Raw genomic sequence first — 23,744 nt, 5'->3', positions numbered from 1 at the left:
CGGCGATCGACACCAATAAGAACCAGTCCACCCCCACCACGGATGTCTCCGCGACCACCGCGGCACCGTCTGGAAGGCACGACGACCGCTCGACTCTTATCGAGTACGTCGGAGACTGGAAACCAGAAGCAGAACTGTCCGCAGCGTTCGGCACAATCAGCCGCACGTCCAATGGTTCCGCGACGTTGCGCTTTAACGAACGTCGAATCATTTGGATCGGTCCGCGGTTTCCCGGTGGTGGTGTCTCGAATATCAAGGTTGACGGTGTCGTGGTCGCGACTGTCGACCAAAACGCATCAGAGCTCGAGAACCGGGCCGTGCTTTTCGATTCCGAAATGTTGGACGACGGAGTCCACAGCCTAAACATCGAGACGCAGGACGCCGTTGATCGGTTGGTCGCGATTGATGAGCTAGTAGTTGTGGACACTACGGCACCAATGCAACCTGAGGGACTTAGCGCGACTGGGCGCACCAGAGCCATAGAACTGCGTTGGAATCTAGTTCCTGACTCGGACCTAAAAAGCTATGTACTCTCCCGCCGACTGGTTGGAAACACGTCAGAGTACGAGGTAATCGCCGAACTCCCCGTTTCCGTTTCCGCCTACACGGACACTGGAGTCAATGATGGAGATACATACCGTTACATCCTTCAAACACAAGACAATGTCGGCAATCTATCAACGCCCTCAGAAGCCGTCGTCGCAGCGGCTGCCTCTCGATCGGGAACCGTGGAGAACGACTCCAGTGTCATTCGCTACAACGGCACATGGACAGTTGCGATATCTGCAAGCGACAGCGGCGGATCAGCCTCGTTGACCACAGAGACGAATGCCTCGGCCGAGCTGGCGTTTACCGGCACAGGCGTGACGCTCGTGGGCCGTAAAAATCCATGGTCTGGCATCGCGAGGGTTTCCATCGACGGCGTCGAGGTCGCCCAAGTGGATTTGTATGCGCATTCCTCTCAGCAAAAACAAATTTTATGGTCATCCAATTTACTAAACGATGATGCACATGTTCTTCAGATTTCACGGTCAGGACAGAAAAACGAGCTGTCTCAAGGCCGTGGAATCAATATCGACGCCTTCACAGTAACGGACAGCACAGCCCCATCTCCTCCGCCGGCACCTACTGTCACCGCAACACGACTAGGTGTATCCGTCACTTGGGCGCCACCCTCAGGGCCAAATGACGTCTCGAACTACCGCGTATACAGATCGGGAGGATTCACTTCCGGCTACACACTCGTAGAAACGGTGCCTTCGACCCAGCAGTCCTTGCTCGACGTGGGGCTCAAGGCGGACACCAGCTATCGGTTCCATGTAACAGCCGTCGACTCGAGCGGCAACGAGAGTAGCTTCTCCCCTGGCATGACTGCCCGTGCTCTGGCCGACGTGTCGTCCGAGGGGATGCGCTACAGCAATTGCCCGGCCCCCACAAAGCTTGTATCCACCAGCGGCCAGCTATACGAGACCTTAAAGTATGCGCAGGCAGGCGACGTCATCCACCTCTCGCCAGGAGTGTACAAAGGCAATTTCCAAGTCGCGGTGCGCGGCACGGAGACAGCACCCGTCTGGCTTTGTGGTCCTCCCACCGCAGTCATCGACTATGGCGACGTGAGTGCCGGATATGGCATTCACGTACGTGACTCGAGCGATGTCCGGATCGCTGGGTTCACCATTCAAAACGCCCTAAAGGGCGTCTTGGTGAGCGGCAGCACACGAGTGGCCGTCTCTGACCTAATGGTGCGGGATATCGGAGATGAAGGCATCCATCTCAGGTCGAACACCACGAAGTCCATCGTAGCCAGAAACTCGGTATCTCGAACCGGGCGGGTCAACCCCATCTATGGCGAGGGTATCTATATTGGTTCCGATCCCTCAAATTGGTGCACTTATTCCCAATGTATGCCCGACCGAAGTGACGACAACATCGTGATAGAAAACTTTATCACGTCAGTTACGGCGGAGGGTATCGAAGCAAAAGCTGGGACCACCGGCGGAACGTTACAAAACAACTCAATCAATGGCGCTTTGATAACGTCTGGCGATGGTTGGATTGTTGTCAAGGGTGATTCCTGGCTCGTCAAAGACAATATGGGCATCGAGATTTCCGAACATGGATTTCTTGCCACCCGATCAAAGGCGGACGGATGGGGCAGGTCCAACGTTTTCGTTGGAAACGCATCAGATATGAAAAATGCTACGGGTATAGCAGTTTGGGTGCAGAAGGGGCTCGACAACATCGTAGGATGTGACAACACCGTTGCGAGCACTAACCAATTGACTAACGCCAGATGCCAGCGGTAATTGATATGGCCCACGCCGACGGACAGTTCTTTCCCTTTGAGTCGGAGGATTGACATGACCACCATGTCGGCAGTGCCGTTGCGAAAAATCGGAAAAGCCTCTGATACAGGAAATGCTCCACTCGCCATAGGTGTGCCAAGCCCGCCAAAACTCGAGCAAAAACAGGATCAACTCGCTAAAATGAGAGAATATTGGGCGTGGCATTCTGGATGCATCAAGCCAACGTGGCTCGCCCTGGCAGCATGTCTGGGGATGCCAGACTTCCCCGAGCCAGCAGCTTTTTGACTGCAGTTATCCCGTAATGCGGCACATCCTAGATGAATGTGGGTGCGTGATAGCGCCGGGTTCGTGTCACTGGGGGCCGGATAGGGGTCGAGGCCTCCAAGATGCGGGTCCTGAATCCAACCGTTCTCGAAGGCCTCGACGTATCCCATGTTAGTTGCGCGCCCGCGTGCGCGCTCTTCGACCTGCACGACGTGCACGCGCTCACGATCGAGCGTCACCGGTCTTCCTTCACCCTGGTGGTCGAGACCGTGCCGTCACTGGTGGGTGGCCCCTCCTGCGAGGTCGTCGCGATCAACCACGGCCGGGTGCCGGTGCTGCTGTACGAGCTCGCCTGCGCCGGAGCGCCGGTGCGCGTGGTGTGGCGCAAGCGCCGTCACCGCTGCCACGGGACGGCGTGCGCGGTGAGGACCTTCAGCGAGGTCCACGAGCTGGCCGCCCCGCGGGCCAAGCTCACCACCCGCGTGGTCGCCTGGGCCGTGGGCCAGCTGCGCTTCCATGACATCGCGGTCTCGGCCTTGTCCGTGATGCTCGGGATCGCCTGGAACACCGTGTGGGACGCCATCGCCCCGGTGATCCAGGCTCAGCTGGCCACCGAGGACCGGCTGACCGGGATGAATGCCCTGGGTGTGGACGAGCACGTCTAGCGCCACGTCGGCCTGCCGGGGACCGGGCTGATCACCGGTATCGTGGACCATTCCCGCGACGAGATCGCCCGGCCGGGCGAGGCTGCTGGATTTCGTGCCGGACCGTACCGGGACCGTCTACGCCGACTGGCTTTCCGCCCGGGGGCCGGCGTTAACCAGCAGGCTCCGTACAGCGACGCTGGACCCGTTCCACGGTTACGCCAACGCTATTCGCGACGAACACCTCGGGGCGATCACCGTCCTGGGTGCCTGCCACGTGGTCAGGCTCGGCGGGCAGGAATTCGACGAGGTCCGCCGTCGCGTACAGCAGGACACCTTGGGTCACCACGGGCGAGCCGGGACCCGCTGTACTAGATCCGCCGCATCCTGCAGATCGGAGCCGAGCACCTCACTGCCAAGCAGGTCACCCGCCTGAACGCGAAGCTGCTCGCCGGGGACACGCACCACAAAGTCACCCTGGCCTGGCCCTGCTATCAAAAACCACGCGCCCTCTACCATGCCCGCGCCGAGCCAGGGCGCAGGCTGGTCGCCGAGATCCTGAACGCGTTCCTAAACTGCCCGATCCCGGAAATCGCCCACCTGGGCCGGACCCTGCGTCGGTGGCGGGCAACGTCCTTGGCCTACTTCGACACCGCCGGGGCATCTAATGGTCCCACCGAAGCCGTCAACGGCGTTATCAAAACCATGCGGAGGGTCGCCCGAGAGTTCCGGAACTTCGACAACTATCGTCTACGAGCGCTGCTCGCCGCCGCCGCTCTTCGAACTTGGAGGACGACCCCCACCCACATTCATTCGTGATGGCCCCGTAATGCCTTAGCCCGGGAATGGGCACACAAGCGAAGAGTGTTTTATCAGCTAGCATTCTATGCACTGGGCAGCACCCCCATTGCCCATGGGGTTCGGCAAGGAGCAGTCAAGTAGCCCCTCACGGACCCATGACGTGTCCCAGACACGACGCGGTCAGAAAGTCCTCATACGCCGTCCACCATCAACTCCACGGCATGCTAGCTACCCCAATACCAATGGTTCTCAGCTCGTCGTCCATGGTTCTTTGTTTCGGGCTATTCTCCATGAAACGCGCCAATATGATCGTTTTCAATACCTACCCCTGCTTCCAACAGGAGAGCAGACAGAAAAGGCTCCATCGTGCGCACATAGGTGTCTGTAATATGGGAGCCGGAGCGATAGATCAGTGCATTTCCGACGACGGGCGGGCAGAGTTTTTCGCTCGGACAGACAGCATCAGTCAGGTCGAGCATTGTGATGTCTTCATTGGTCCCGTGCAAGGATCTGCCAGACACGGACAAAATTGAACCATTGAGATTTTGAACTGCCTGCTTTTGTACCAAGAAGGCCGACTTCGCGATTGCCGACTCGCGATCATAGGCGCACGTCTCTAATTGATCGCTGTTCTCCGCCACACATTCATAAATGTTCGATCCAGTCTGCGGTGTATCTCCGAGGACCACCACTCGTGTTCCTCTTTCATTAAGCTCCGACCAAAGACGTTCTAATCCAGTCACCATCGTTGTAGCGCTCGTCGTGCCAGCAGGGTCTACGGCTACGCCGCGGACCTGAGAGGTGACAACAACGTCGGGTCGCAACACCGCCAATTCTTCAATGACGGACTCGTTCCAGCGCTCGCACGACGGGTACTCATCACCGTCTAGCAGCACTTCCGCCTCTACGAACGGACATGCTGATTTCGCGTAGGTGACAATACGAAAGCCGTTGGCACGCCCGAACTCGTCCAAAGCGCTAAGCCATTGAACGGCCTTCGAATCTCCAATGAGTGCAATCACGTTAGGAGCCTCGAGATCACCGTATGCACAGGAAACTGGTTCAGGATCGCTAGTGGACTGCTGGCAACCGTCGGCATAGATCGCCGGTACGTCTTCCAGAGCCTCGATCGGCGAAGGCGAAACCCAGTCTACGTCATTTATCCATTTATCTAGTCCCATGGATTTGGCCATATCCTCCGAGTCAAGCACACCAGCTCCAGCTGGAACAGCACCATTTGGTGCCCGTAACGCATTTGAGGCGGCCACTGTGGCGAGCTGCAATCCGATGGCTACAGTTAAAACGGCACATGCCGCCCCCAAAATGAATCCACGGCTCGATCGCGCAGCGAACCATGATGAGAAGCGGATCGGATTTTCGACCAGCTTGCCAGTAAGCCATGCCAGGGCAATGGAAAGCGCGGCGAGGAACAACATCTGCCACAGAGCAAAGTCAGACCATTTGTATCGTGCCAACGAGATAAGTGGCCAATGCCACAAATAGAGGGCATACGACACACCGCCGATCCAGACGAGCGGACGCATGCTGAGGAGTCGACCGACTCCTGATGAACCGGTCCCCCGTCCCGACAGGATGATAGCCGCTGCCCCTAGAGTCGGTAGAAGGGCAGGTGCTGCCGGCCAGTCTCCTCCGTCCAGAGCAACAACACTCACAACGATGGCCACGAATCCCAGAACGCCGAGGACGGCTCGCGCCATATCGTTGAGGACCGTCTGGAGAGGACCGATAACTAACGCGGCGAGCGCGCCCACGGCTAATTCCCATAAACGGGTGGTTGTTATGAAATACGCCGAAACCTCACCGCGGGCGACAAGAATGTGAGCGTAAGTGAATGAAGTTATAAGTACCGCACTCGCACCACACGCGATCGCCGTCTTCAATGGCACCCCTAGGCGTCGTGCGGCAGCTACTAGACACGTGATCAGGATCGGCCAGACAAGGTAGAACTGCTCCTCTACGGCGAGCGACCAAAAGTGCTGAACCGGGGACGCCGCGGCATCCTCTGCGAGATAATCCACTGATCGGGCGGCCAACACCCAGTTGACGATGTAGGCACCTGCTGAAGCTATGTCAATTCCAAACTGGTGCCATGCGAATCGCGGCACGACGAGTAGAACGCCCACCGAGGTCGCTAGCAGTACGACGAACGTTGCTGGTATGAGGCGTCGGATACGCCTGGAATAAAAACGAGCAAACCGTATGCGGCCCTGGCGCTCAACTTCAGACACAAGATGTGAGGTGATTAAGAATCCCGAAATGACAAAAAATATGTCGACTCCGGCGAAACCTCCTGGAAGCCAGTCGGAACTCAGGTGATAGACGAGCACGACCAAAACAGCGATCGCCCTCAGGCCCTCGATGTCCAAGCGGAACGCTTTATCGGCTCTAGAATTGGCAGGGATAGTGTCAGCCGATTCACGCAGGCGCATTAGTACCATCAATTTTCTCTCATCTCGCAGCAGAGGCGAACGCACGCAATACCCTGAGATCGCGACGCCCGGCTGAGGTTGCCATTGTGATGCCGAACGCCCATATGCCTGCGCCAGCTATGCCAATTAGGATCTGTAGCACAGGCAGGACTGGGATCAACGTGGATGCATACCCAACCCCCACAACTCCTGTGCCAAGAAATCCGAACACACGCGCCGCCGCGAACGTGAGCGGACGCCAAGGAATTCCAGCAGCACGTGAGGCAACAAGTATTGATGCGGGCAGGTATAGGGCGTAGCCCACCGTGTGGCCGGCAGCCACCCCTAGTCCCCCCCACGGCAGACCTGCAGCCATGAGGATGACGATCACGGGCAACGCCCAGGCGTTGAAGACAAATTGTTTTTGTGTCGAGCCCGAGGACAAGAACATCCAATACGCAAGTTGGGACATTGAACGGAATGCACCCCCCAGCGCCAGTAGGGCAAAGATCGGCGTACTAGCAATCCATTGGTCACCCAACGCAAGCTCGATCATGGGCTCAGCCATCGCGAAGCACAACAAAAACATCGGCGCTGTAATGTAAAGGCCCAGCAGCTGTGCCCGTCCGACGATGTCAATGTAGCGTTTTGACTCGCCCTGCACCTTCGACAGGACCGGGAGCGCAACTTTTGTCATCGGTGCCATAACCTGCGTCAGGGGAAGGGCCATCAGCTGATAGGCCCGGCTGAAGTACCCTAGTTGTGCGGGTCCCCAAACGGCACCCACCATAATCATTTGGGAATTATTCGCGCCGTAAGTGAGCAGGTTGGTGAAGAGCAGGTTCACGCCGAAACGCACGTGCCCGTGTACGCTGGCTCCCCGCTTCGGCCATCCGGGGAACCAACCGGAAAGAGCGATTGCTAGGCCCAGACCCACCACGGCAATGCTGACCTGTTGCACGACAAGCGCCACGTACGAATCTGTGAGTATAGCCACGGTGATCGCTGCGCCGAAAGCGACGACCTGAGGTATGACATCAGTCAGAGACAGTCGGAAAAAACGCATTCCTCGGTTGATATGTGCTCTGAACTGCGTGGAGATCCCGTTTAGGAAAAAGATAGGAGCTAACGCGAGAGTGATTGGCACAAGTTCCGGTTCACCGTAGAGGGCGGCAATTGCGGGGCTCGCGCAGGCGACCATGAGTGATGCGCCAAGGCCAATCATGGCATTCAGCCAAAACAAATTCGATTGTTGCTGGCCGCTGAGGTCACGCGACTGCACCGCCGCGGCCGACAGACCAAAGTCCCGTAGCAACTCAGCCACTCCAATAATGGACATGACCATTGCGAGATAGCCGTAATCCGTCGGGTCCAGCAACCGAGCGAGAACAAAGATCGAGGCAAACTGGACCGCGATGCGCACGGCCTGGGCAAGCAACACGATAATCGACCCACGTGCCGCAGATCCTGATAACGAGCTAGTTCTTGATGACGAGGAAGTCATGGCTTTCACGGTCGTCGGCGCGAGGTGATAAGGGGAATTTGGCGCCCTGCGGACGGGGACCAGGAGAGAAGCGACGCTGCGAACCACCATGCCTGATGGGATAGGGATGAGGAAACCGACAAATGGGTCCGTGCGGACGCGTAGCGCAAGTTTCTGGACTCGAAGTAGGTGTATTTAGCCTTATGCTTGTGCAAGAACGCCGCTATTCCTGCCGCGCGCATGGGTGTGGGGTTGGTGAGCTGACCCTGACCGTGGGAGCGGACGCGTACGAGGGGAGACGAATTGACAACATATGTCTTATCAGCCTCAAGCGCCCGCAGAAAAAAGTCACGGTCGTTCGCCACCGGCAACGACACGTCGAAGCCCTCCAGCGCGGTGAACGCCGAGCGTCGACAGACGATGCTGCTGCCTGTGACCCGGGGGCTTCTCATGAATACGTCTTTTGGCCGTAGATTTCCGTCCGGCACCATCACGCCTGACACGCCGCTGTCGGAGAATCGTTCGATACCGGTCACCACGAAATCTGCGTCGGTCCGTTCCGAGGCTTGAAGCGCTTCCTCTAGGTACGTCGGTCCCCACAGGTCGTCGTCGTCCAGGAAGGCAATGAACGGAGCGCTTCCTTGTTCCGCACCGAGGTTGCGTGAAAGCGATGCTCCTGCGCGATCAGTACGGCTGAGAAAATAGATTGGGAGCGTGCTTTCACGGATATTCAGCTCGTCCATGAATGCGCCCACTTCGGGATGCGCGTCGTCTGAGACAACGCATAAGGATGCAGGAGTCACGGACTGGTGAAGGACTGACTCGATGGTCTCGCGCAAAAAGTTCGGGCGGCCGTGTGACGGTATGACCACGTCGACGGCCGATGAACCGGGGTCAGTTCGAAGCGGCATTATGCTCCTCGGGGAAGGGAACGAACTTTGGCATGACCGATCGGGAGTTGCGGTTAGAGATAACTCGCGCCGGCGCACCTGCGACTGTCACGTCTTCCGGGACGTTCTTGCCGACCACAGCGTTCGCACCGATCACGACGCGGCTTCCGACGGTAATCGGCCCATAGAGCACTGCCCCGGGGGAGATGTAGACATGATCGCCGAGGTAGGGCACTCCCCCATTAGCGAAGCCAATGTTCGTCGCTGAGTTGATCCGGCAGTAAGCGCCAGCCCGGACCTTAGAATGCACGACAATGCTCCCGTAGTGCGCAATGGATAGGCCAGGGCCGAACACTCCCGGTGGAATGGAGATACCCGTCGCAATGGACATCCGCATAAATCGAAATCGCACAAGACTCCGTCGCGCGCGCGCAATCATGCCAGGTTGCGCGAGTAAATACTCCAGCTTTCGCATCAGTCGCTGGTAGTACACCTCAGGCCGGCGGTAGCGGTCCTGAAAGCGCCAGCAGGTCATTCCGTTGGCTTTCAAGTCCTCGTCGAGGTAGTAGCGCAGGTCCGGCCATGTCTGGATCGTCATCGTCACCTCCGTCATCTGCGGGACGCAAGCGTCTGCTCGAGTGTCCGTTCCAGGCTTTCCCCGCTCGTGGAGGGCGAGAAGCGCCGCAACCATCCTTCGATGCCCCCCGGTCGTAGCTCTCGCGCCCGGAGAACTGCAGCGGCGAAGGATGAGGGGGAGTCGTCGAGCGTCAGTTCACCGGTCATGCCGGGCACTACGGCGTCGGCTGCTCCAAGGGTTCGGGAGCAGACAACCGCAGGTACGCCAAACGCCGCGGCTTCCACTAGCACATTTCCGAAGCCTTCTGCCAGGGAAGGCAATAGCACAACAGAGTTCGAGGTGCATTCCTCGAACCAGTTGTCCACCCATCCTCGGAAATGCGTGTTGACATCATGGTGTTTCGCGTACCTCGTAACCTCAGCCCGCATGGGTCCGTCACCGAAGTAAACCACGACCACTTCGACTCCGAGCTTGCTTAGCTCTACGGCTGTGTCGATGGCCAGGAGGGGTTGTTTCTGCCGCACGAGGCGGGCAGGCACGGCGATTGTGATGTCGCTCGCCAGCTCTCCGGCCGCCCGTTCGGCCCGTGCAGCCGAAGCTCGGACCTCGTTGATCTTCGCTGTTGAAGGGTTAGGAACGACCCATACGCGAGCGGGGTCCAGCCCGTACTTTGCGATTGCCTCCGCAGCTACTGGATGCGAGATGGCAATGTACCCATCAGCACGCCGGTAGAATATTTTCGCCAAAGCCATTTCGACCTTTAGAGAACCACCTACGGCTCTGGACAGCACGGATTCAGTGTTGCGACCGCTGATGACCACTTTTGTCCGTAGACCACGGGAGGCAAGCAAGGCCAGAACATTCCAATGAGGCATCAGTGCGATAAGCACATCGGGGCGATCGCGTCGCAGTACCGTCCGAAGCTCAAGGATGCGTTCGGAGAACTTTTTCGCCTGCAGCCTGATTTCACGCCCTGTTCCAGCATCGGTGCCATCCAAAGCGTGTGTGCTGATCACTGTGACAGCGGCACACGATTTCTCGAGACGTTTCGCCCATTCCGCCGCGACGAACTCCGCTCCTCCTCCGGAGAGCTTCGGGACCAGCAGGGCTACATGGGCATCAGATAATTTCTCAGTCATTGGAATCTCCGGAATAGGCGGGAAACCACTCGGGGAGCGAACGCCCAGCACCGTCCGTCGCGACCACTCGTGCTGGTGAGCCAACCGCTACAACGCCCTGCGGCAGATCGCTGTTCACCACGGAATTGGCACCGATGGCAACATTGCTTCCCACGCTGATAAAGCCATAAAGTACGGCGCCAGGTGCAATGTACACGTGAGAACCGAGATAAGGTGCATGCCTCTGATAAATGCCGATGTTCGTGCCTGAATGAATGCGGCACCATGCCCCCACCCTCGCCCTGTCATTGACCACAATGCTACCGACGTGGGCGATCGACAATCCGGGGCCGAAGACGCCTGGTGGTATAGAAATGCCCGTTACGACAGCCTGTCGCGCCAAGCGTATCCGTTCCAAGGCATACCAGGCTTTACCAAAGAGGGTCCTCCGTGTTTGGAGATACTCCACCCGTCGCAACAGCCTTTGATAGCTAAGTTCTGGATGTTTCGGCGCAAGATAGAAGTGCCAACGAGCGAGCCCATGGGCAACGAGGTCGGCCGCGAGGAAGTCGCGGTAGTCCTGCTTGCCCTGGATACGGTGCCACCCCTCGGGTGCGTCACGGGTGTCTTGCATGACGCTGGCTCATCCTCCAAAGGTGGTTCGGGCCCAGCGGAGCTGCTGCTCAAGGCCCTCACGCAGTCCAACCTGCGCAGACCAGCCGAGGGCGTCGCGGATCCGATCCGTGTCACCGCCTGTCCGGTAGACGTCACCCGCGATCTTTTCGACGTAATTTACGTCGAGCGAGGTCCCGCTCAGCTCACCTAACAGGTCCAACACCTCGTTGACCGAGGTGTTGGATCCCCCGGCTACGTTGAAGACGGAGCCGGCAGGCGAGTCGATCTGCGCGGCCCGCACGTTCGCATTCACGACGTCGTCCACGTAGGTGAAGTCGCGGATCTGTTCACCCGTGCCGTAAATTTCAATCCTTTCGCCCAGAACAGCGGCCCTGGTGAACCGGGTGAAGGCCATGTCGGTGCGCTGGCCGGGACCGTAGACCGTGAAGTATCTCAGCGAAACGGTCGGAACGCCGAAGTTCTCCGCGTAGAGGCAGCAGAGGTGCTCAGCAGAGAGTTTTGTTACTCCGTAGGGACTCATCGGCTGTGGGCGATCCGCCTCCTGCGTGGGGTAACGCTCCGCTTCGCCGTAAACGGAGGAGGACGACGCGTACACGAATCGCTGGATGGTGCTGATCTGGCGAACGGCTTCGAGGAGGCGCTGCGTCGCGTCCACATTGGCTCGCGTGTAGACGGCGAAGTCATCACCCCAAGACTTGCGGACCCCTGGCTGTCCGGCCTGATGGAACACCCAGTCCACACCTTGCAACAGGCTCACCAAATCAAGCTCATTGAGGTCTCCTTCGACGAAGTCGAACTGATCAAGGCCGATCGAGGCGACATTCGCCCGCTTGATGTCCAACTCGTAGTAGTCCGTCATGGCGTCGATCCCAACGACGTCGTGCCCGTCAGCGACTAAACGTTTGGCCAAAGTGCTTCCGACGAAACCGGCAACTCCGGTCACCAAAGCTTTCATGCAACACCATCCTTTTGTTCTGCCAGCCCGTTAGAAAGTGAAAAAATTCGCGACACCAGGGACGGGGCGTCCAATTTCGCGACAGCAGCCTTGACCTCCGAGCGGGAGATCGCTCGCGCGTCGTCGATTCGAGCAGCAAGCTCCTGCGGATTCCTGCTGCACGTATAGCCCGTCACACCGTCGGCGACCAGCAGCCCAGTATCACTGCCCTGCGTGACGACAGCGGGAAGTCCAGAGGCCATGGCCTCGACGAGCACGCGCGGATAGCCCTCATAGCCTGGATGCGATGTCATCAGGAAGATACCCGCGCGCCCCATCTCCTGCGCCACCTGCGAAGGTTCCACTCGGCCGCGCAGGACGATCCGCTGCTGTACTAACTCGGGCGCGGCGCGGACCGCCGCCTCGACGTCGTCCGTCCGGGTTCCAGACCCCACAATCTGAAGGGTCCAAGGTTGGTCCGAATCCATGGCCATGAGTTCACGGAATGCCCGCACGGCCAGTTCAGGGTCTTTCGGAGTCTCCAAGCGTCCAACCCACAGCACCTCATACTCGTTCTTGTGCTCTCCCTCGGCATCGATGAGAGCGGGGTCGTACCAGGTCGGCGAGAAGACCGCGCGCGGGTTCCACGTCTGGACCACCTTTGCGTAATCCTCGTTGAACACGACGACAGCCGATGCATTGCGGACGACCGACTGCTCCAGCCTTTGATGCAAAATTCCGAAGTATCGCCAGAACGAGTCGGACGTCGTCCCGACTAGTCCGTTTTCCTGTGTATGGACGCAATAGACCTGTGCGGCAGGCAGGATGAATCGAAGTGCCGCCGCGGAGTCCATTCGGTGTACTTGAACGATTCGCCGCTGGGGCATTTTGCGCCAATACCGGAGGATGCCACCGATCAGTCGGATGGAATGCGGGACGCGCCGGTTCTGATCCGCCGGGTCGAGCGCCACGACCGGGAGGAACCAAAACTCTTGCTCCCCCACCCGGTGGCGCTCCCAGAGGCCGAGCTGACGGGTAGACGGCCCCGCACCCGTGTCTACGCCAATGATCGCCACGGTCTCATCGGCGGGTAGATAGCGGCATATTCCCCGGAGGCAGGTATCGATCCCCCCGGGGGAAGGCCGCCCAGGGTCGAACTGGTGCACGATGATGCGGTCGACGAGCGCAGGAGGGTCTGAGTGATCAATTAGGGACATGTCTGCCCATTTCTGGCGGTGTCGCCGGTAGGAATGATTTGAAGTGCACGGGCATGGTCAAAGGTGTTCCCGTTGGGTTCACCTAATATGAGCGGGAGGGCGAGCCCGCGCGCTGTGAGGTCATGCGCTATCTCGCGCTGGTGCTCGTCGACATGCTCACCATGTGCAGCAGATCGCACGGCCAGCACGGGGACCTTGCCAGCCTCGTGAGCTTGCAGGACCGATCCCACCCCTGCATGCGTCACGACCACGTCAGCGGCCGCGAGCTCGTGAGCTAGATCGGCATGACTCATCTCGGTGTAGGTCCGTCCTGGCAGCCGGTCGCGGCTGGTGGCTCCGAGTTGCCATACGACTTCATCGCCGGGCCGCAGAGATGCGAGGACTGTGTCGATCGCCCGATCGAAGCGGTACGGGCGGATGGTGCCGAGTGTCACGAAAATGCGTCGGGTGATCGTCTCACCAGCCCGGTGGCATACGCGCCATCCGTCGAGAAGCGACCCCTCGTAGACCCACCTTTTTGACGCCCATCCGGCGCGCTGCGACAAGGTCCGCACCCGCGGGGCGAGGCCCATCAGCTGCCCGGTTGCTGACGGCCCGTCGATACGAGCAAGGCTTTCCACGTAGAAAGTCGGGATTCCGGTCAGCGCACACCAGGGAACTCCAAACCCTGCAACAGCAGCACCAGTGCTCAAGCAAGCGTCAAAGCGCTCGCGGCTCACGGCTTGCGCGATTTGGCGTCCGGCACTGAGTGCACCGCGGACATCACGTGGGGCAACGTACGGCACGAAGAGGACCCGACGGCTGTGAAGAAGTGAGGCGGTCTGTGGTGTTTCGAAGGTTACCCACAGGGAATCCAAATGAACGCCCAGCGATTCCTCCAGGCGAAGGGCCTCAGTAATGTGTCCGCCAGCCGAAGCCACCCAAAGCGCCTTCGCTGACCTTGGCAATGACTCGAAGATGTGAGCGTCCTCTCAAAATGAACGCCGTACGGCAGCACCACTCGGCATCTGATACGACGCTCCGGGGGGCGGGGGGGGAACGGCGACCTTGCAATGTCGTTCGGACCGTACCATGTCAATGCGTATGCAGTGACCTGCGAATCGCCGAAGTCACTTTACCCTCACTCGAAGCTGAAAAATGTGTCGCGCTCGAGGCGAGCCGACTCGCACCTCCGCATGCTCGTCAGCCAGCACACGCCACGGTTGCACGAAGCAGCATGTGCGCCACCGCCTATGGGGCCATCAACTGTTCCTCAGGGCTACATACATACCTGCTGATACGTGGTGGGCGGCCTCCGCCTTGGACTGATGAACAATGCCGCAGTGGAGTCGGACCCCGGCATGAACCCCTGGAGTCAGTGACAGGGCGGCTCCCAATGGGTGAGCAAGGATTTCTGGACCAGTTCGAATAGCCCTGAACCCTACGTAATGACGGCCCTAGACCAGCCGCGCAGGGCTCGGAGGCGTTGGGCTCTTCCAGGCAACTCATGACCAGAGGACCACCTGGACTAGCATGCGTTCCTCAAGTGGCTTGCGCCGACTACTGAACATGCTCCCGTGTGGCTAAAACAGTCGGCAGGCTTTCCACGCTACACTCGCGGGCGGGATAGATGAACATGGAAGCATGGCCGCCCCCACCCCCCTCACCCCCACATTGTCACCTCGCAGCTTCTCCCGGCGGCGCTGAGATGACTAAGGAGCAACATGGAGAATCTCGGTTTCGAGGCCGAGCGCCACCCTCCTCTTAACATTCGGGACCATCTGCGCTTGCTGCGAACTTACTGGCGCAGCATGGGCGTGCTTGTCCTGGCCGGCATCTTGGGCGCTCTAGCCTGGTCTCTTCTTCAACCTAAAATTTACGAGTCCCGCGCCTCGGCACTGGTGGTAACTACGGGCGCCTCGGACGTGTCTAGCTTTCTTGTCGGAGATAACCTCGCTAAATCAAAAGCCACCTCTTACGAGCTTTTAGCTGTCTCCAGGCCCATTGCCGAACAGGTCATAGACGACCTAAATCTAGATATGACTCCTGAAGCGATTTTGCAGCAGGTCCGGGCCACTAACCCCGCGGACTCTGTGGAGGTGCGGATTACCGTGGAAACCGACACACCTGAAAAGGCAGAGGCTGTCGCCAATGCTTGGGTGTCTGCTTTGGCGGAGCAGGTTCAAAGAGTTGAAGCAATGGCGCAGGACGATAACAGTGGCGCTTCGGTGGTCATCCAGCCGCTGAGCAATGCATCCCTGCCGCTGGCGCCGTCGTCTCCTAATTTAAAACTCAATCTTGCTCTGGGCCTGGTGGGCGGTTTGGGGCTGGGGATCATTTATGTCTTTGCACGGTACAAATTGGACCGCCGGATCCGGTCGGTTGAGGAGCTTCGAGACCGTTTCGGCGTGACGGTCCTTGGTGCCATCCCCGCCGACGAGCGCCTCGCCGACCACCGCGAGATCGTCGAGACCGGCTTCTCCGCCGGCCGTGGGCACCACGAGTTCTCCGAGGCCCTGCGCGAGCTGCGCACCAACCTCAGCTTCGTCTCCGTGGACAATCCGCCGAAGATGATCGTGGTCACCTCCTCCCTGCCGGGTGAGGGCAAGTCCTCGATCACGGCGAACCTGGCGGTGGCCATCGCCTCGACCGGGCGCAACGTCGTCGTCGTGGACGGGGATCTCCGCCGCCCGGTGATCACCGACCTGTTCGGGCTGGTGCCCGGCGTGGGCGTCACCGACGTGCTGACCGGTCAGGTGCAGGTGGACGAGGTCCTGCAGACCTACGACAAGTTCCCGAACCTGCAGGTGCTCGGTGCCGGCCGGACCGCGCCGAACCCCACGGAGCTGCTGTCCTCGAAGGCCATGCACAACATGCTCGAGACCCTCGCCGAGGACGCCCTAGTCCTGGTGGACGCTCCCCCGCTGCTGCCGGTCACGGACGCCGCGCTGCTCACGGCCTCGGCCGACGGCGCGATCATCGTGGCCACCGCGCAGCGGACCACCACGGACGAGCTGGCCAAGTCCCTGGAGAACCTGCACCAGGTTCACGGCAACGTGCTCGGCGTGGTGCTCAACCGAGTGCCCACCACCGGTGCGGACGCCGGGTACTACGGCTACTACGGCAAGTCCTACTACGCGAACTCGGACGAGCAGGCAGCGCCCAGAACCGGCTCGCAGCCGGTCGTCGCCGCTCCGGCCGGCAAGCAGCAGCCGTGGGGCACGGCGACGCGTCCTGAGTCCGGCGAGGCCCAGCAGTCGGTCATGCCCCGGGCGGAACAGCAGCTGACGGCTCCGTCGGCCGAAGACGCCGCACCTGCTCCACGGGCGCAGAAGACCAAAACGCCGGACTCCCCGGAACACGAGACCTTCGGGCTCGAGGCCTGGGGCCGCTCCGGCTCGTCCTCCGGGTCCACTTCGACGCAGGGCTGATTCCGCAATTTGCTCTCTCCGGACATCGGAGGCGGCGCTTCTAATAAGACGCTCCGCCTCCATATCTACCGTTAGATCTATCGTCTACTCGACACGGCAACGTCATGCAGTGGTCAAATGGACGGCCTCGAGAATTTGCGCAGTAAATGGTCGAGGATTCGTCTCTTGGTCGTCATGGTCATGAACATAGTCGTCTTCGAGTAGCGCAACGAGAATTTCTGCTACATCGGCAAATGCTTTCAAGCAGACCATATTTTACGCGCTTCATGGCCCTTAGGATCGAAGCGCGCAGCTGTCGATAGATAGCCATAAGCGGGCGAGTTAAGCAGGCCCAGCTTGGCGATACGAGCCAATGTACTGTCATAAACTAAGAGGCCCGCTCCGGCATCATCGGCGCGGCAATTGTTCGACCGGAGGGTATTCATGCGTCTATCTGTTATCGGTTGCGGCTACTTGGGTGCCGTACATGCTGCCGCTATGGCTTCGATCGGCCACGAGGTGGTCGGTATCGACGTCGATGAGCGCAAGGTCGCGTCCTTGTCGCAGGGCGAGGCTCCTTTTTTCGAGCCAGGATTGCAGGACATCCTGCAGGAGGGCATTGCGTCCGGATGCCTGCGCTTCACCACGGACATGGCCGCGGCATCCTGGGCTGACGTGCATTTCATCGGGGTGGGGACCCCCCAGCAGGCTGGCGGGTCCGCTGCCGACCTCACATACGTCAACGCCGCCATCGATGAGCTTCTACCGCACCTGAACCGCAGTGACATCGTCGCCGGCAAGTCGACGGTCCCCGTTGGCACGGCTGCCAGCCTTATGGAACGGGTGGCGGCCACCGGTGCGACGCTGGTTTGGAACCCGGAGTTCCTCCGCGAAGGCTGGGCCGTGCAGGACACGATTGATCCGGACCGGCTTGTCGCCGGGGTACCAGCCGGGGATGAAGGGCAGCGCGCGGCCAATATTCTCCGCGAGGTGTATCACACAGCGGTCGCCAAGGACACACCATTCATTGTCACGGACTACGCCACGGCGGAACTCGTCAAAGTCGCTGCCAACGCGTTTCTCGCAACCAAGATTTCATTTATCAACGCCATGGCCGAGATCGCTGAGGTCACCGGCGCGGATGTCACGCAACTCGCCGACGCAATCGGTCACGACGCCCGTATTGGTCGGCGGTTTCTCGGCGCCGGCATCGGCTTTGGTGGGGGTTGCCTACCGAAGGACATCCGCGCCTTCTCCGCTCGCGCCGAGGAACTCGGCCGCGGCGAATCGGTGACCTTTCTCCGCGAGGTCGACGCCATCAACCTGCGCCGCCGCGAGCGAGCGGTGCAGCTTGTCATCGATGCACTCGGTGGTTCCGTTTTCAAGAAGAACATCACAGTACTGGGAGCCGCGTTCAAACCGCACAGCGACGACATCCGCGACTCCCCCGCGCTCGACGTGGCGGTGCGGCTGCACGGCCTCGGCGCCTGGGTGACGATCACCGACCCTGCTGCCATCGACAACGCGTCACGAATACATCCCCAGTTGAATTACGTCGCCGATCGCGACGAGGCCCTGCGGGAGGCGGATGCAGTTCTCGTTGTCACCGAGTGGGATGAGTACCGCCGCGAACTCGATCCCCACCATGCGGGGGACCTCGTGAATCAGCGCATCGTCATCGACGGTCGCAACTGCCTGGACGCCGAAGCATGGCGTGCCGCTGACTGGTCCTACGTCGGCATGGGACGGCCCTAGTCGAGCTCTTCTCGAATGCCCGACGTGTCGATCAGGAGGTCGTTTCCTGCGCGGAGACGGCCTCCGGGTCGTTCAGCTGGGCGATCTGGATGAGGTTGCCGCAGGTGTCGTCGAGCACCGCGGTGGTGACCGGGCCCATCGGCATCGGTTCCTGCACGAAGCGCACACCCAGCGCCGTGAGGCGCTCGTACTCGGCCTGCACGTCCTCGACGCCGAAGCTGTTGAACGGGATGCCGTCGGAGACCAGGGCTTCTTTAAAGGGGTGCACCGCCGGGTGCTCGGAGGGCTCCAGGAGCAACTGCACCCCGTCCGGGGCCTGGGGCGAGACGACGGTCAGCCAGCGGTAGGGCCCCATCGGCACGTCGACCTTGAGCTGGAAGCCGAGCTTGTCGGTGTAGAACTCCAGTGCCTTCTGCTGGTCGTCCACGAAGATGGAAGCGTAGGTGATGATCACGGCGTGTCCTTCGGCGGGGGCGGCAGGGAGTCCATCCACTGCCGCGCGTCGGTGAGCGGGGAGGTGTCCAGGTGGTGCACCGTGGTGCGCCCCTGGACGGTGGTGGTCACCAGGCCGGCCTCGCGCAGCAAGGCCAGGTGCTTGGTCACGGCCTGCCGGGTCATGGCCAGGCCGTGGTCGTTGATGAGCCGCACGGTGAGCTCGAAGAGGCTCTGGTCGTTGCGCGCGGCGAGCTCCTCGAGCAGGATCCGCCGCGCGGGGTGGGCCAGGGCCTGGAACACGATGTCCACGTGCCCAGGATAGGCAACCTCTTGGTTGCCGGTCAATGCTCCGGACGATGGATGACCGGACGTCCGGGGTGTCGTCTGCTCACAGCAGATCACCGGTGCCCCCGGGCCGGCACGGACCTAGCATGGCTTCATGAGCAGCGTGATCCGCCCCTCCCCGGCCTACCTTCCGGCGCCCGCGCCGCGGGAGCGTGCCGCGCCGCGAGCGCCGGTGGACCCGCTGTGGCGGTCGGTGCTGGGGATGTTCCTGCGCCGCCACCGCCTGGCGCAGGGGCTGACGCTGGCGCAGGTGGCCCGCACCTCGGGGGTCTCCACGCAGTACCTCTCGGAGATCGAGCGCGGGGTGAAGGACCCCTCCTCGGAGATCATCGCGGCGGTGGTCGGTGCCCTGGGGCTGAACCTGCTGGACCTCACCGAGGGGACCACCGGGGTGCTGCTCGACGACGCCCCGGCCGCCCGGACGGCTCCGCGCGGCCCGGTCTGCCTGGCCGGTCCGGTGGCCCTGGCCGTCTGAGGATCCGCTCCGGCGCCCGCCCGTTTCACCGGGCCCGGACCTCCCGCGGCGTCACCACCCGGTCGGCCACCCCGTAGCGCACCGCCTCCTCCGCGGTGAGCACGAGGTCCCGGTCGGTGTCCTCGCGCACCTGCTGCGGGGTGCGCCCGGTGTGCCGGGCGAGCACCTGCTCCAGCTGCTCCCGGGTGCGGGCGATCTCCTCGGCCTCGAGGATGAGGTCCGGGACGGTGCCCCGGCCCTGCGCGGCCGGCTGGTGCAGCACCACTCGGGCGTGCGGCAGCACGGAGCGGCGTCCCGGGGCGCCGGCGGCCAGCAGCACCGCGGCGGCCGAGGCCGCCTGCCCCACGCAGGTGGTCTCCACGGGTGCGCCCACGTATTGGATGGCGTCGTAGACGGCGAGCATCGCCGTGGTCGACCCGCCCGGGGAGTTGATGTAGAAGCCGATCGGCTGGTCGGAGCCGTAGGAGTCGAGGTAGAGGAGTTGGGCGATCAGGACGTTGGCGACCCCGTCGTCGATCTCGGTGCCGAGGTAGACGATCCGCTCCACCAACAGCCGGCTGAAGACGTCCATGCTGCGCTCGCCGTTCGGCGTGCGTTCGACGACGTAGGGCACGGGGTAGCTGCTCATGACCCCACCCCGGCGGCGGCCGTGGTGGCGGAGCGGGGACGAACGTCGTCGAGCCCGGCGATGACCCGGTCCACGAACCCGTAGGCGAGGGCCTCCTCGGCGGTGAACCAGCGGTCCCGCTGGGAGTCGGCCACGATCCGCTCGAGCGGCTGGCCGGTGTGCTCGGCGATGAGCCCGAGCACGGTGTCCCGGGTGTGGCGCAGGTCCTCGGCCTGGATGGCGATGTCCACGGCGGTGCCGCCGATCCCGGCCGAGCCCTGGTGCAGCAGGATCCGGGCGTGCGGCAGGGCGCTGCGCTTGCCCGGGGTGCCGGCCGAGAGCAGGAACTGCCCGGCGCTGCAGGCCAGTCCCATGGCGAGGGTGGACACGTCGTTGGGGATGATCCGCATGACGTCCATGATCGCGAGCATGGCCGGGACGGAGCCGCCCGGGGAGTTGATCCAGAGGGAGATGTCCCGCCGGGGGTCCTGGGCGGAGAGCAGCAGCAGCTGCGTGCACAGCCGGTTGCCGGTGGCCTGGTCGAGCTCGGCGCCCAGCACGATGATGCGCTGCTCCAGCAGCCGGGAGGCGAGCTCGTCGTCGATCGGGGTCCGGGGTGGTGCGGTGGTGGTGTTCATGCGCCCAGCGTGGACCCGGGCGGTCCCGGGCGGAACCCGTTTCTGCTGTGCGCGGCTCTGCCCTGAGCGGCTCTGCTGTCAGCTGTGCCGGGTCCTCGAACCCCGGCCGGGCCGGGCGTAGGCTCGGAACCGGTCGGATCGAGCCGGGCGGTGTCGCCGGGACCCCTGACGCCGGCGCCCCGAGGACGGAGACACGATGAGCACGCCCCCGCACCAGGACCCGCACTCCCCCGCACCGTCTGCTGCCCCGCACGTGGCCGACAGCCACGACCTGATCCGCGTCCAGGGCGCGCGGGAGAACAACCTCCGGGACATCAGCGTGGAGCTGCCCAAGCGCCGGCTCACGGTGTTCACCGGGGTCTCCGGCTCCGGGAAGAGCTCGCTGGTGTTCGGCACGATCGCCGCGGAGTCCCAGCGGCTGATCAACGAGACCTACAGCACCTTCGTGCAGGGCTTCATGCCCACGCAGGCCCGGCCCGACGTCGACGTCCTCGACGGCCTCACCACCGCGATCATCGTGGACCAGGAGCGGATGGGCGCCAACGCCCGCTCCACCGTGGGCACCGCCACGGATGCGGACGCGATGCTGCGGATCCTGTTCAGTCGCCTCGGGCGGCCGCACATCGGCACGGCCAAGGCGTTCTCCTTCAACGTCGCCTCGATCAGCGGCGCCGGCGCCGTGACCCTGGAGCGCGGCGGGAAGACCGTCAAGGAGCGGCGCAGCTTCTCCATCACCGGCGGCATGTGCCCGCGCTGCGAGGGCATGGGTCAGGTCAACGACTTCGACCTCACCCAGCTCTTCGACGCCTCCAAGTCCCTCAACGAGGGCGCGCTGACGATCCCCGGCTACAGCGCGGACGGCTGGTACGGCCGGATCTTCGGCGGCTCCGGCTTCCTCGACCCGGACAAGCCGATCCGCGACTACACCGAGACCGAGCTGCACGACCTGCTGCACAAGGAGCCGACCAAGATCAAGGTCGACAACATCAACCTGACCTACGAGGGGCTGATCCCCCGGATCCAGAAGTCCTTCCTGTCCAAGGACGTGTCCGCGCTGCAGCCGCACATCCGGGCCTTCGTGGAGCGGGCGGTGACGTTCACCGCGTGCCCGGAGTGCGGCGGCACCCGGCTCAGCGAGGCCGCCCGGTCCTCGAAGATCCGCGGGATCAGCATCGCCGACGCCTGCGCGATGCAGATCAGCGACCTCGCCGCGTGGGTGCGCGAGCTGGAGGAGCCGTCCGTGGCCCCGCTGCTCACGGCGCTGGGTGCGACCCTCGACTCGTTCGTGGAGATCGGGCTGGGCTACCTCTCGCTCAGCCGCTCCTCGGGCACGCTCTCCGGGGGCGAGGCCCAGCGCACCAAGATGATCCGCCACCTCGGCTCCTCGCTCACCGACGTCACCTACGTCTTCGACGAGCCGACCATCGGGCTGCACCCGCACGACATCGAGCGGATGAACCAGCTCCTGCTGCGGCTGCGGGACAAGGGCAACACGGTGCTGGTCGTGGAGCACAAGCCGGAGACCATCGCGATCGCTGACCGCGTGGTCGACCTCGGCCCCGGCGCCGGCACGGCCGGCGGCACCGTCTGCTACGAGGGCACCGTCGAAGGCCTGCGCGCCGCTGGCACCCTCACCGGGCGGCACCTGGACGACCGCGCCGCCCTGAAGTCCTCGGTGCGCACCCCCACCGGGGCCCTGGAGGTCCGCGGTGCCGACACCCACAACCTGCAGTCCGTGGACGTCGACATCCCACTCGGCGTGCTGACCGTGCTGACCGGGGTGGCCGGCTCCGGCAAGAGCTCGCTGATCTCCGGCTCGGTACTGGGCCGCGAGGGCGTGGTGTCGATCGACCAGGGCGCCATCCGCGGCTCCCGCCGCAGCAACCCGGCGACGTACACGGGGCTGCTGGACCCGATCCGCAAGGCCTTCGCCAAGGCCAACGGCGTGAAGCCGGCGCTGTTCAGCGCCAACTCCGAGGGCGCCTGCCCCGCCTGCAACGGTGCCGGGGTCATCTACACCGATCTGGCGATGATGGCCGGGGTGGCCACCACGTGCGAGGAGTGCGAGGGCCGGCGGTTCCAGGCCTCGGTGCTCGAGTACACCCTGGGCGGCCGGAGCATCGCCGACGTGCTGGCGATGCCGGTGTCCGAGGCGGAGGAGTTCTTCGGCGCCGGCGAGGCGCGCACCCCGGCCGCGCACGCCATCCTGGACCGGCTCGCCGACGTGGGGCTGGGCTACCTCAGTCTCGGCCAGCCGCTGACCACGCTCTCCGGCGGCGAGCGGCAGCGCCTCAAGCTGGCCACCCAGCTGGGCAAGCCGGGCGGCGTCTACGTCCTGGACGAGCCGACCACCGGCCTGCACCTCGCCGACGTCCAGCAGCTGCTCGGGCTGCTCGACCGGCTCGTGGACTCCGGCAAGTCGGTGATCGTGATCGAGCACCACCAGGCGGTCATGGCCCACGCGGACCGGATCATCGACCTCGGCCCCGGCGCCGGCCACGACGGCGGCCGGATCGTCTTCGAGGGCACCCCTGCCGAGCTCGTCGCCGCGCGCTCGACGCTGACGGGCGAGCACCTCGCGGCCTACGTGGGCGCCTGAGCGGACCTTACTCGTCCTCGGACGCAGCCCGTGATCTCCCATGTCGGGAACTCGCCGAAGGAGGCATCCACGACCTCGCGTACACCGCTCAACCGAAAGCTAAACGACCGCACCGGCGGGGACAGGTAGCCGCGCGCCGCCGACCGGCAGGGTCCGGGTGTACTCCCTGAGCCACTCGCACAGCTCGGGCCCGAGGTCCTCC

At 62.4% G+C, this 23,744-nt stretch carries 22 protein-coding genes; 9 read left to right on the top strand and 13 right to left on the bottom strand.

Translation table 11 applies throughout. The annotated features are described in order from the left end of the window. The 5 genes from ABD220_RS00710 to ABD220_RS00690 all read left to right on the top strand — a co-directional run. Positions 1-2,306, top strand: a 2,306-nt coding sequence (locus tag ABD220_RS00710; protein ID WP_344118930.1) for a fibronectin type III domain-containing protein, incomplete at its 5' end; no start/stop codon positions are given. Positions 2,307-2,360: 54 nt separating this feature from the next. Next, the gene (locus ABD220_RS00705; RefSeq protein WP_344118928.1) at positions 2,361-2,591 is read left to right on the top strand and encodes a hypothetical protein; all 231 of its coding nucleotides are present in this window, start codon (positions 2,361-2,363) and stop codon (positions 2,589-2,591) included. A gap of 101 nt (positions 2,592-2,692) precedes the next feature. Then, entirely contained in the window at positions 2,693-3,235 is a 543-nt protein-coding gene (locus ABD220_RS00700) for a hypothetical protein (RefSeq protein WP_344118926.1), read from the top strand. Between the two features lie 94 nt (positions 3,236-3,329). Next, entirely contained in the window at positions 3,330-3,650 is a 321-nt protein-coding gene (locus ABD220_RS00695) for a transposase (protein ID WP_344118924.1), read from the top strand. Beyond that, positions 3,590-4,033 (top strand): transposase, encoded by a 444-nt coding sequence (locus ABD220_RS00690; protein ID WP_344118932.1) that lies wholly within the window; start codon positions 3,590-3,592, stop codon positions 4,031-4,033. Before ABD220_RS00695 ends, ABD220_RS00690 begins: the two co-directional genes overlap by 61 nt. Positions 4,034-4,296: 263 nt before the next feature. On the opposite strand, the gene ABD220_RS00685 is transcribed toward ABD220_RS00690, so the two are convergent. The 9 genes from ABD220_RS00685 to ABD220_RS00645 form a co-directional block, all read right to left on the bottom strand. After that, complete coding sequence (locus tag ABD220_RS00685) at positions 4,297-6,402, bottom strand: acyltransferase family protein (protein ID WP_344118922.1); 2,106 nt, start codon at positions 6,400-6,402, stop codon at positions 4,297-4,299. A gap of 82 nt (positions 6,403-6,484) precedes the next feature. Further along, positions 6,485-7,948, bottom strand: coding sequence for a lipopolysaccharide biosynthesis protein (locus ABD220_RS00680; protein ID WP_344118920.1), 1,464 nt, complete (start codon positions 7,946-7,948; stop codon positions 6,485-6,487). Between the two features lie 5 nt (positions 7,949-7,953). Next, positions 7,954-8,838 (bottom strand): glycosyltransferase family 2 protein, encoded by an 885-nt coding sequence (locus ABD220_RS00675; protein ID WP_344118918.1) that lies wholly within the window; start codon positions 8,836-8,838, stop codon positions 7,954-7,956. Beyond that, positions 8,822-9,415, bottom strand: a complete 594-nt coding sequence (locus ABD220_RS00670) for a serine O-acetyltransferase (protein ID WP_344118917.1) — start codon at positions 9,413-9,415, stop codon at positions 8,822-8,824. The genes ABD220_RS00675 and ABD220_RS00670 overlap by 17 nt, the downstream gene beginning before the upstream one ends. Before the next feature lie 11 nt (positions 9,416-9,426). Next, positions 9,427-10,533 carry a glycosyltransferase gene (locus ABD220_RS00665; RefSeq protein ID WP_344118915.1) on the bottom strand — a complete coding sequence of 369 codons (1,107 nt, stop codon included), beginning with the start codon at positions 10,531-10,533 and terminating at the stop codon, positions 9,427-9,429. After that, complete coding sequence (locus ABD220_RS00660; protein ID WP_344118913.1) at positions 10,526-11,146, bottom strand: serine O-acetyltransferase; 621 nt, start codon at positions 11,144-11,146, stop codon at positions 10,526-10,528. The genes ABD220_RS00665 and ABD220_RS00660 overlap by 8 nt, the downstream gene beginning before the upstream one ends. Positions 11,147-11,155: 9 nt before the next feature. After that, positions 11,156-12,103 carry an NAD-dependent epimerase/dehydratase family protein gene (locus ABD220_RS00655; RefSeq protein ID WP_344118911.1) on the bottom strand — a complete coding sequence of 316 codons (948 nt, stop codon included), beginning with the start codon at positions 12,101-12,103 and terminating at the stop codon, positions 11,156-11,158. Beyond that, positions 12,100-13,158, bottom strand: coding sequence for a glycosyltransferase (locus ABD220_RS00650; protein ID WP_344118909.1), 1,059 nt, complete (start codon positions 13,156-13,158; stop codon positions 12,100-12,102). The genes ABD220_RS00655 and ABD220_RS00650 overlap by 4 nt, the downstream gene beginning before the upstream one ends. Positions 13,159-13,289: 131 nt before the next feature. Beyond that, positions 13,290-14,219 carry a glycosyltransferase gene (locus ABD220_RS00645; protein WP_344118907.1) on the bottom strand — a complete coding sequence of 310 codons (930 nt, stop codon included), beginning with the start codon at positions 14,217-14,219 and terminating at the stop codon, positions 13,290-13,292. Between the two features lie 1,257 nt (positions 14,220-15,476). On the opposite strand from ABD220_RS00645, the gene ABD220_RS00640 reads away from it, so the two are divergent. Both ABD220_RS00640 and ABD220_RS00635 read left to right on the top strand, forming a co-directional pair. Next, positions 15,477-16,709, top strand: a complete 1,233-nt coding sequence (locus ABD220_RS00640) for a polysaccharide biosynthesis tyrosine autokinase (RefSeq protein WP_344118905.1) — start codon at positions 15,477-15,479, stop codon at positions 16,707-16,709. Positions 16,710-17,132: 423 nt separating this feature from the next. Continuing rightward, positions 17,133-18,443: a UDP-glucose dehydrogenase family protein gene (locus ABD220_RS00635; protein ID WP_344118903.1), complete on the top strand. Its 1,311-nt coding sequence runs from the start codon at positions 17,133-17,135 to the stop codon at positions 18,441-18,443. A 31-nt stretch (positions 18,444-18,474) separates the two neighbouring features. Here the strand turns inward: ABD220_RS00635 and ABD220_RS00630 are convergent, their stop codons facing one another. Beyond that, positions 18,475-18,897: a VOC family protein gene (locus ABD220_RS00630; protein ID WP_344118901.1), complete on the bottom strand. Its 423-nt coding sequence runs from the start codon at positions 18,895-18,897 to the stop codon at positions 18,475-18,477. After that, on the bottom strand, positions 18,894-19,223 hold the full coding sequence (locus ABD220_RS00625; protein WP_344118900.1) for an ArsR/SmtB family transcription factor: 330 nt from the start codon (positions 19,221-19,223) through the stop codon (positions 18,894-18,896). Before ABD220_RS00625 ends, ABD220_RS00630 begins: the two co-directional genes overlap by 4 nt. 94 nt (positions 19,224-19,317) lie before the next feature. Here ABD220_RS00625 and ABD220_RS00620 point away from each other — a divergent pair, with 94 nt between their 5' ends. Then, positions 19,318-19,698 (top strand): helix-turn-helix domain-containing protein, encoded by a 381-nt coding sequence (locus tag ABD220_RS00620; RefSeq protein WP_344118899.1) that lies wholly within the window; start codon positions 19,318-19,320, stop codon positions 19,696-19,698. 25 nt (positions 19,699-19,723) lie between these two features. Here ABD220_RS00620 and ABD220_RS00615 read toward each other — a convergent pair whose 3' ends face one another. Both ABD220_RS00615 and ABD220_RS00610 read right to left on the bottom strand, forming a co-directional pair. Next, complete coding sequence (locus ABD220_RS00615; protein WP_344118897.1) at positions 19,724-20,326, bottom strand: ClpP family protease; 603 nt, start codon at positions 20,324-20,326, stop codon at positions 19,724-19,726. Further along, positions 20,323-20,943: a ClpP family protease gene (locus ABD220_RS00610; RefSeq protein ID WP_017832348.1), complete on the bottom strand. Its 621-nt coding sequence runs from the start codon at positions 20,941-20,943 to the stop codon at positions 20,323-20,325. The genes ABD220_RS00615 and ABD220_RS00610 overlap by 4 nt, the downstream gene beginning before the upstream one ends. A 196-nt stretch (positions 20,944-21,139) precedes the next feature. Between ABD220_RS00610 and ABD220_RS00605 the strand changes: the two genes are divergently transcribed. Then, positions 21,140-23,542 carry an ATP-binding cassette domain-containing protein gene (locus ABD220_RS00605; RefSeq protein ID WP_344118892.1) on the top strand — a complete coding sequence of 801 codons (2,403 nt, stop codon included), beginning with the start codon at positions 21,140-21,142 and terminating at the stop codon, positions 23,540-23,542. The last annotated feature ends 202 nt before the right edge of the window (positions 23,543-23,744 follow it).

It is taken from the genome of Kocuria aegyptia, from assembly GCF_039530085.1.
Taxonomy (GTDB): Bacteria; Actinomycetota; Actinomycetes; order Actinomycetales; family Micrococcaceae; genus Kocuria; species Kocuria aegyptia.
Note: the sequence above shows the minus strand (reverse complement) of the source record. Positions and strands in the feature narration are given on the sequence as shown.

Coding starts and splice junctions, on each gene's coding strand:
- ABD220_RS00705 (WP_344118928.1), top strand. CDS start 2,361: ATGACCACCATGTCGGCAGTGCCGTTGCGAAAAATCGGAAAAGCCTCT.
- ABD220_RS00700 (WP_344118926.1), top strand. CDS start 2,693: ATGCGGGTCCTGAATCCAACCGTTCTCGAAGGCCTCGACGTATCCCAT.
- ABD220_RS00680 (WP_344118920.1), bottom strand. CDS start 7,948: ATGACTTCCTCGTCATCAAGAACTAGCTCGTTATCAGGATCTGCGGCA.
- ABD220_RS00675 (WP_344118918.1), bottom strand. CDS start 8,838: ATGCCGCTTCGAACTGACCCCGGTTCATCGGCCGTCGACGTGGTCATA.
- ABD220_RS00670 (WP_344118917.1), bottom strand. CDS start 9,415: ATGACGATCCAGACATGGCCGGACCTGCGCTACTACCTCGACGAGGAC.
- ABD220_RS00665 (WP_344118915.1), bottom strand. CDS start 10,533: ATGACTGAGAAATTATCTGATGCCCATGTAGCCCTGCTGGTCCCGAAG.
- ABD220_RS00660 (WP_344118913.1), bottom strand. CDS start 11,146: ATGCAAGACACCCGTGACGCACCCGAGGGGTGGCACCGTATCCAGGGC.
- ABD220_RS00655 (WP_344118911.1), bottom strand. CDS start 12,103: ATGAAAGCTTTGGTGACCGGAGTTGCCGGTTTCGTCGGAAGCACTTTG.
- ABD220_RS00640 (WP_344118905.1), top strand. CDS start 15,477: ATGGCGCAGGACGATAACAGTGGCGCTTCGGTGGTCATCCAGCCGCTG.
- ABD220_RS00635 (WP_344118903.1), top strand. CDS start 17,133: ATGCGTCTATCTGTTATCGGTTGCGGCTACTTGGGTGCCGTACATGCT.
- ABD220_RS00620 (WP_344118899.1), top strand. CDS start 19,318: ATGAGCAGCGTGATCCGCCCCTCCCCGGCCTACCTTCCGGCGCCCGCG.
- ABD220_RS00615 (WP_344118897.1), bottom strand. CDS start 20,326: ATGAGCAGCTACCCCGTGCCCTACGTCGTCGAACGCACGCCGAACGGC.
- ABD220_RS00610 (WP_017832348.1), bottom strand. CDS start 20,943: ATGAACACCACCACCGCACCACCCCGGACCCCGATCGACGACGAGCTC.
- ABD220_RS00605 (WP_344118892.1), top strand. CDS start 21,140: ATGAGCACGCCCCCGCACCAGGACCCGCACTCCCCCGCACCGTCTGCT.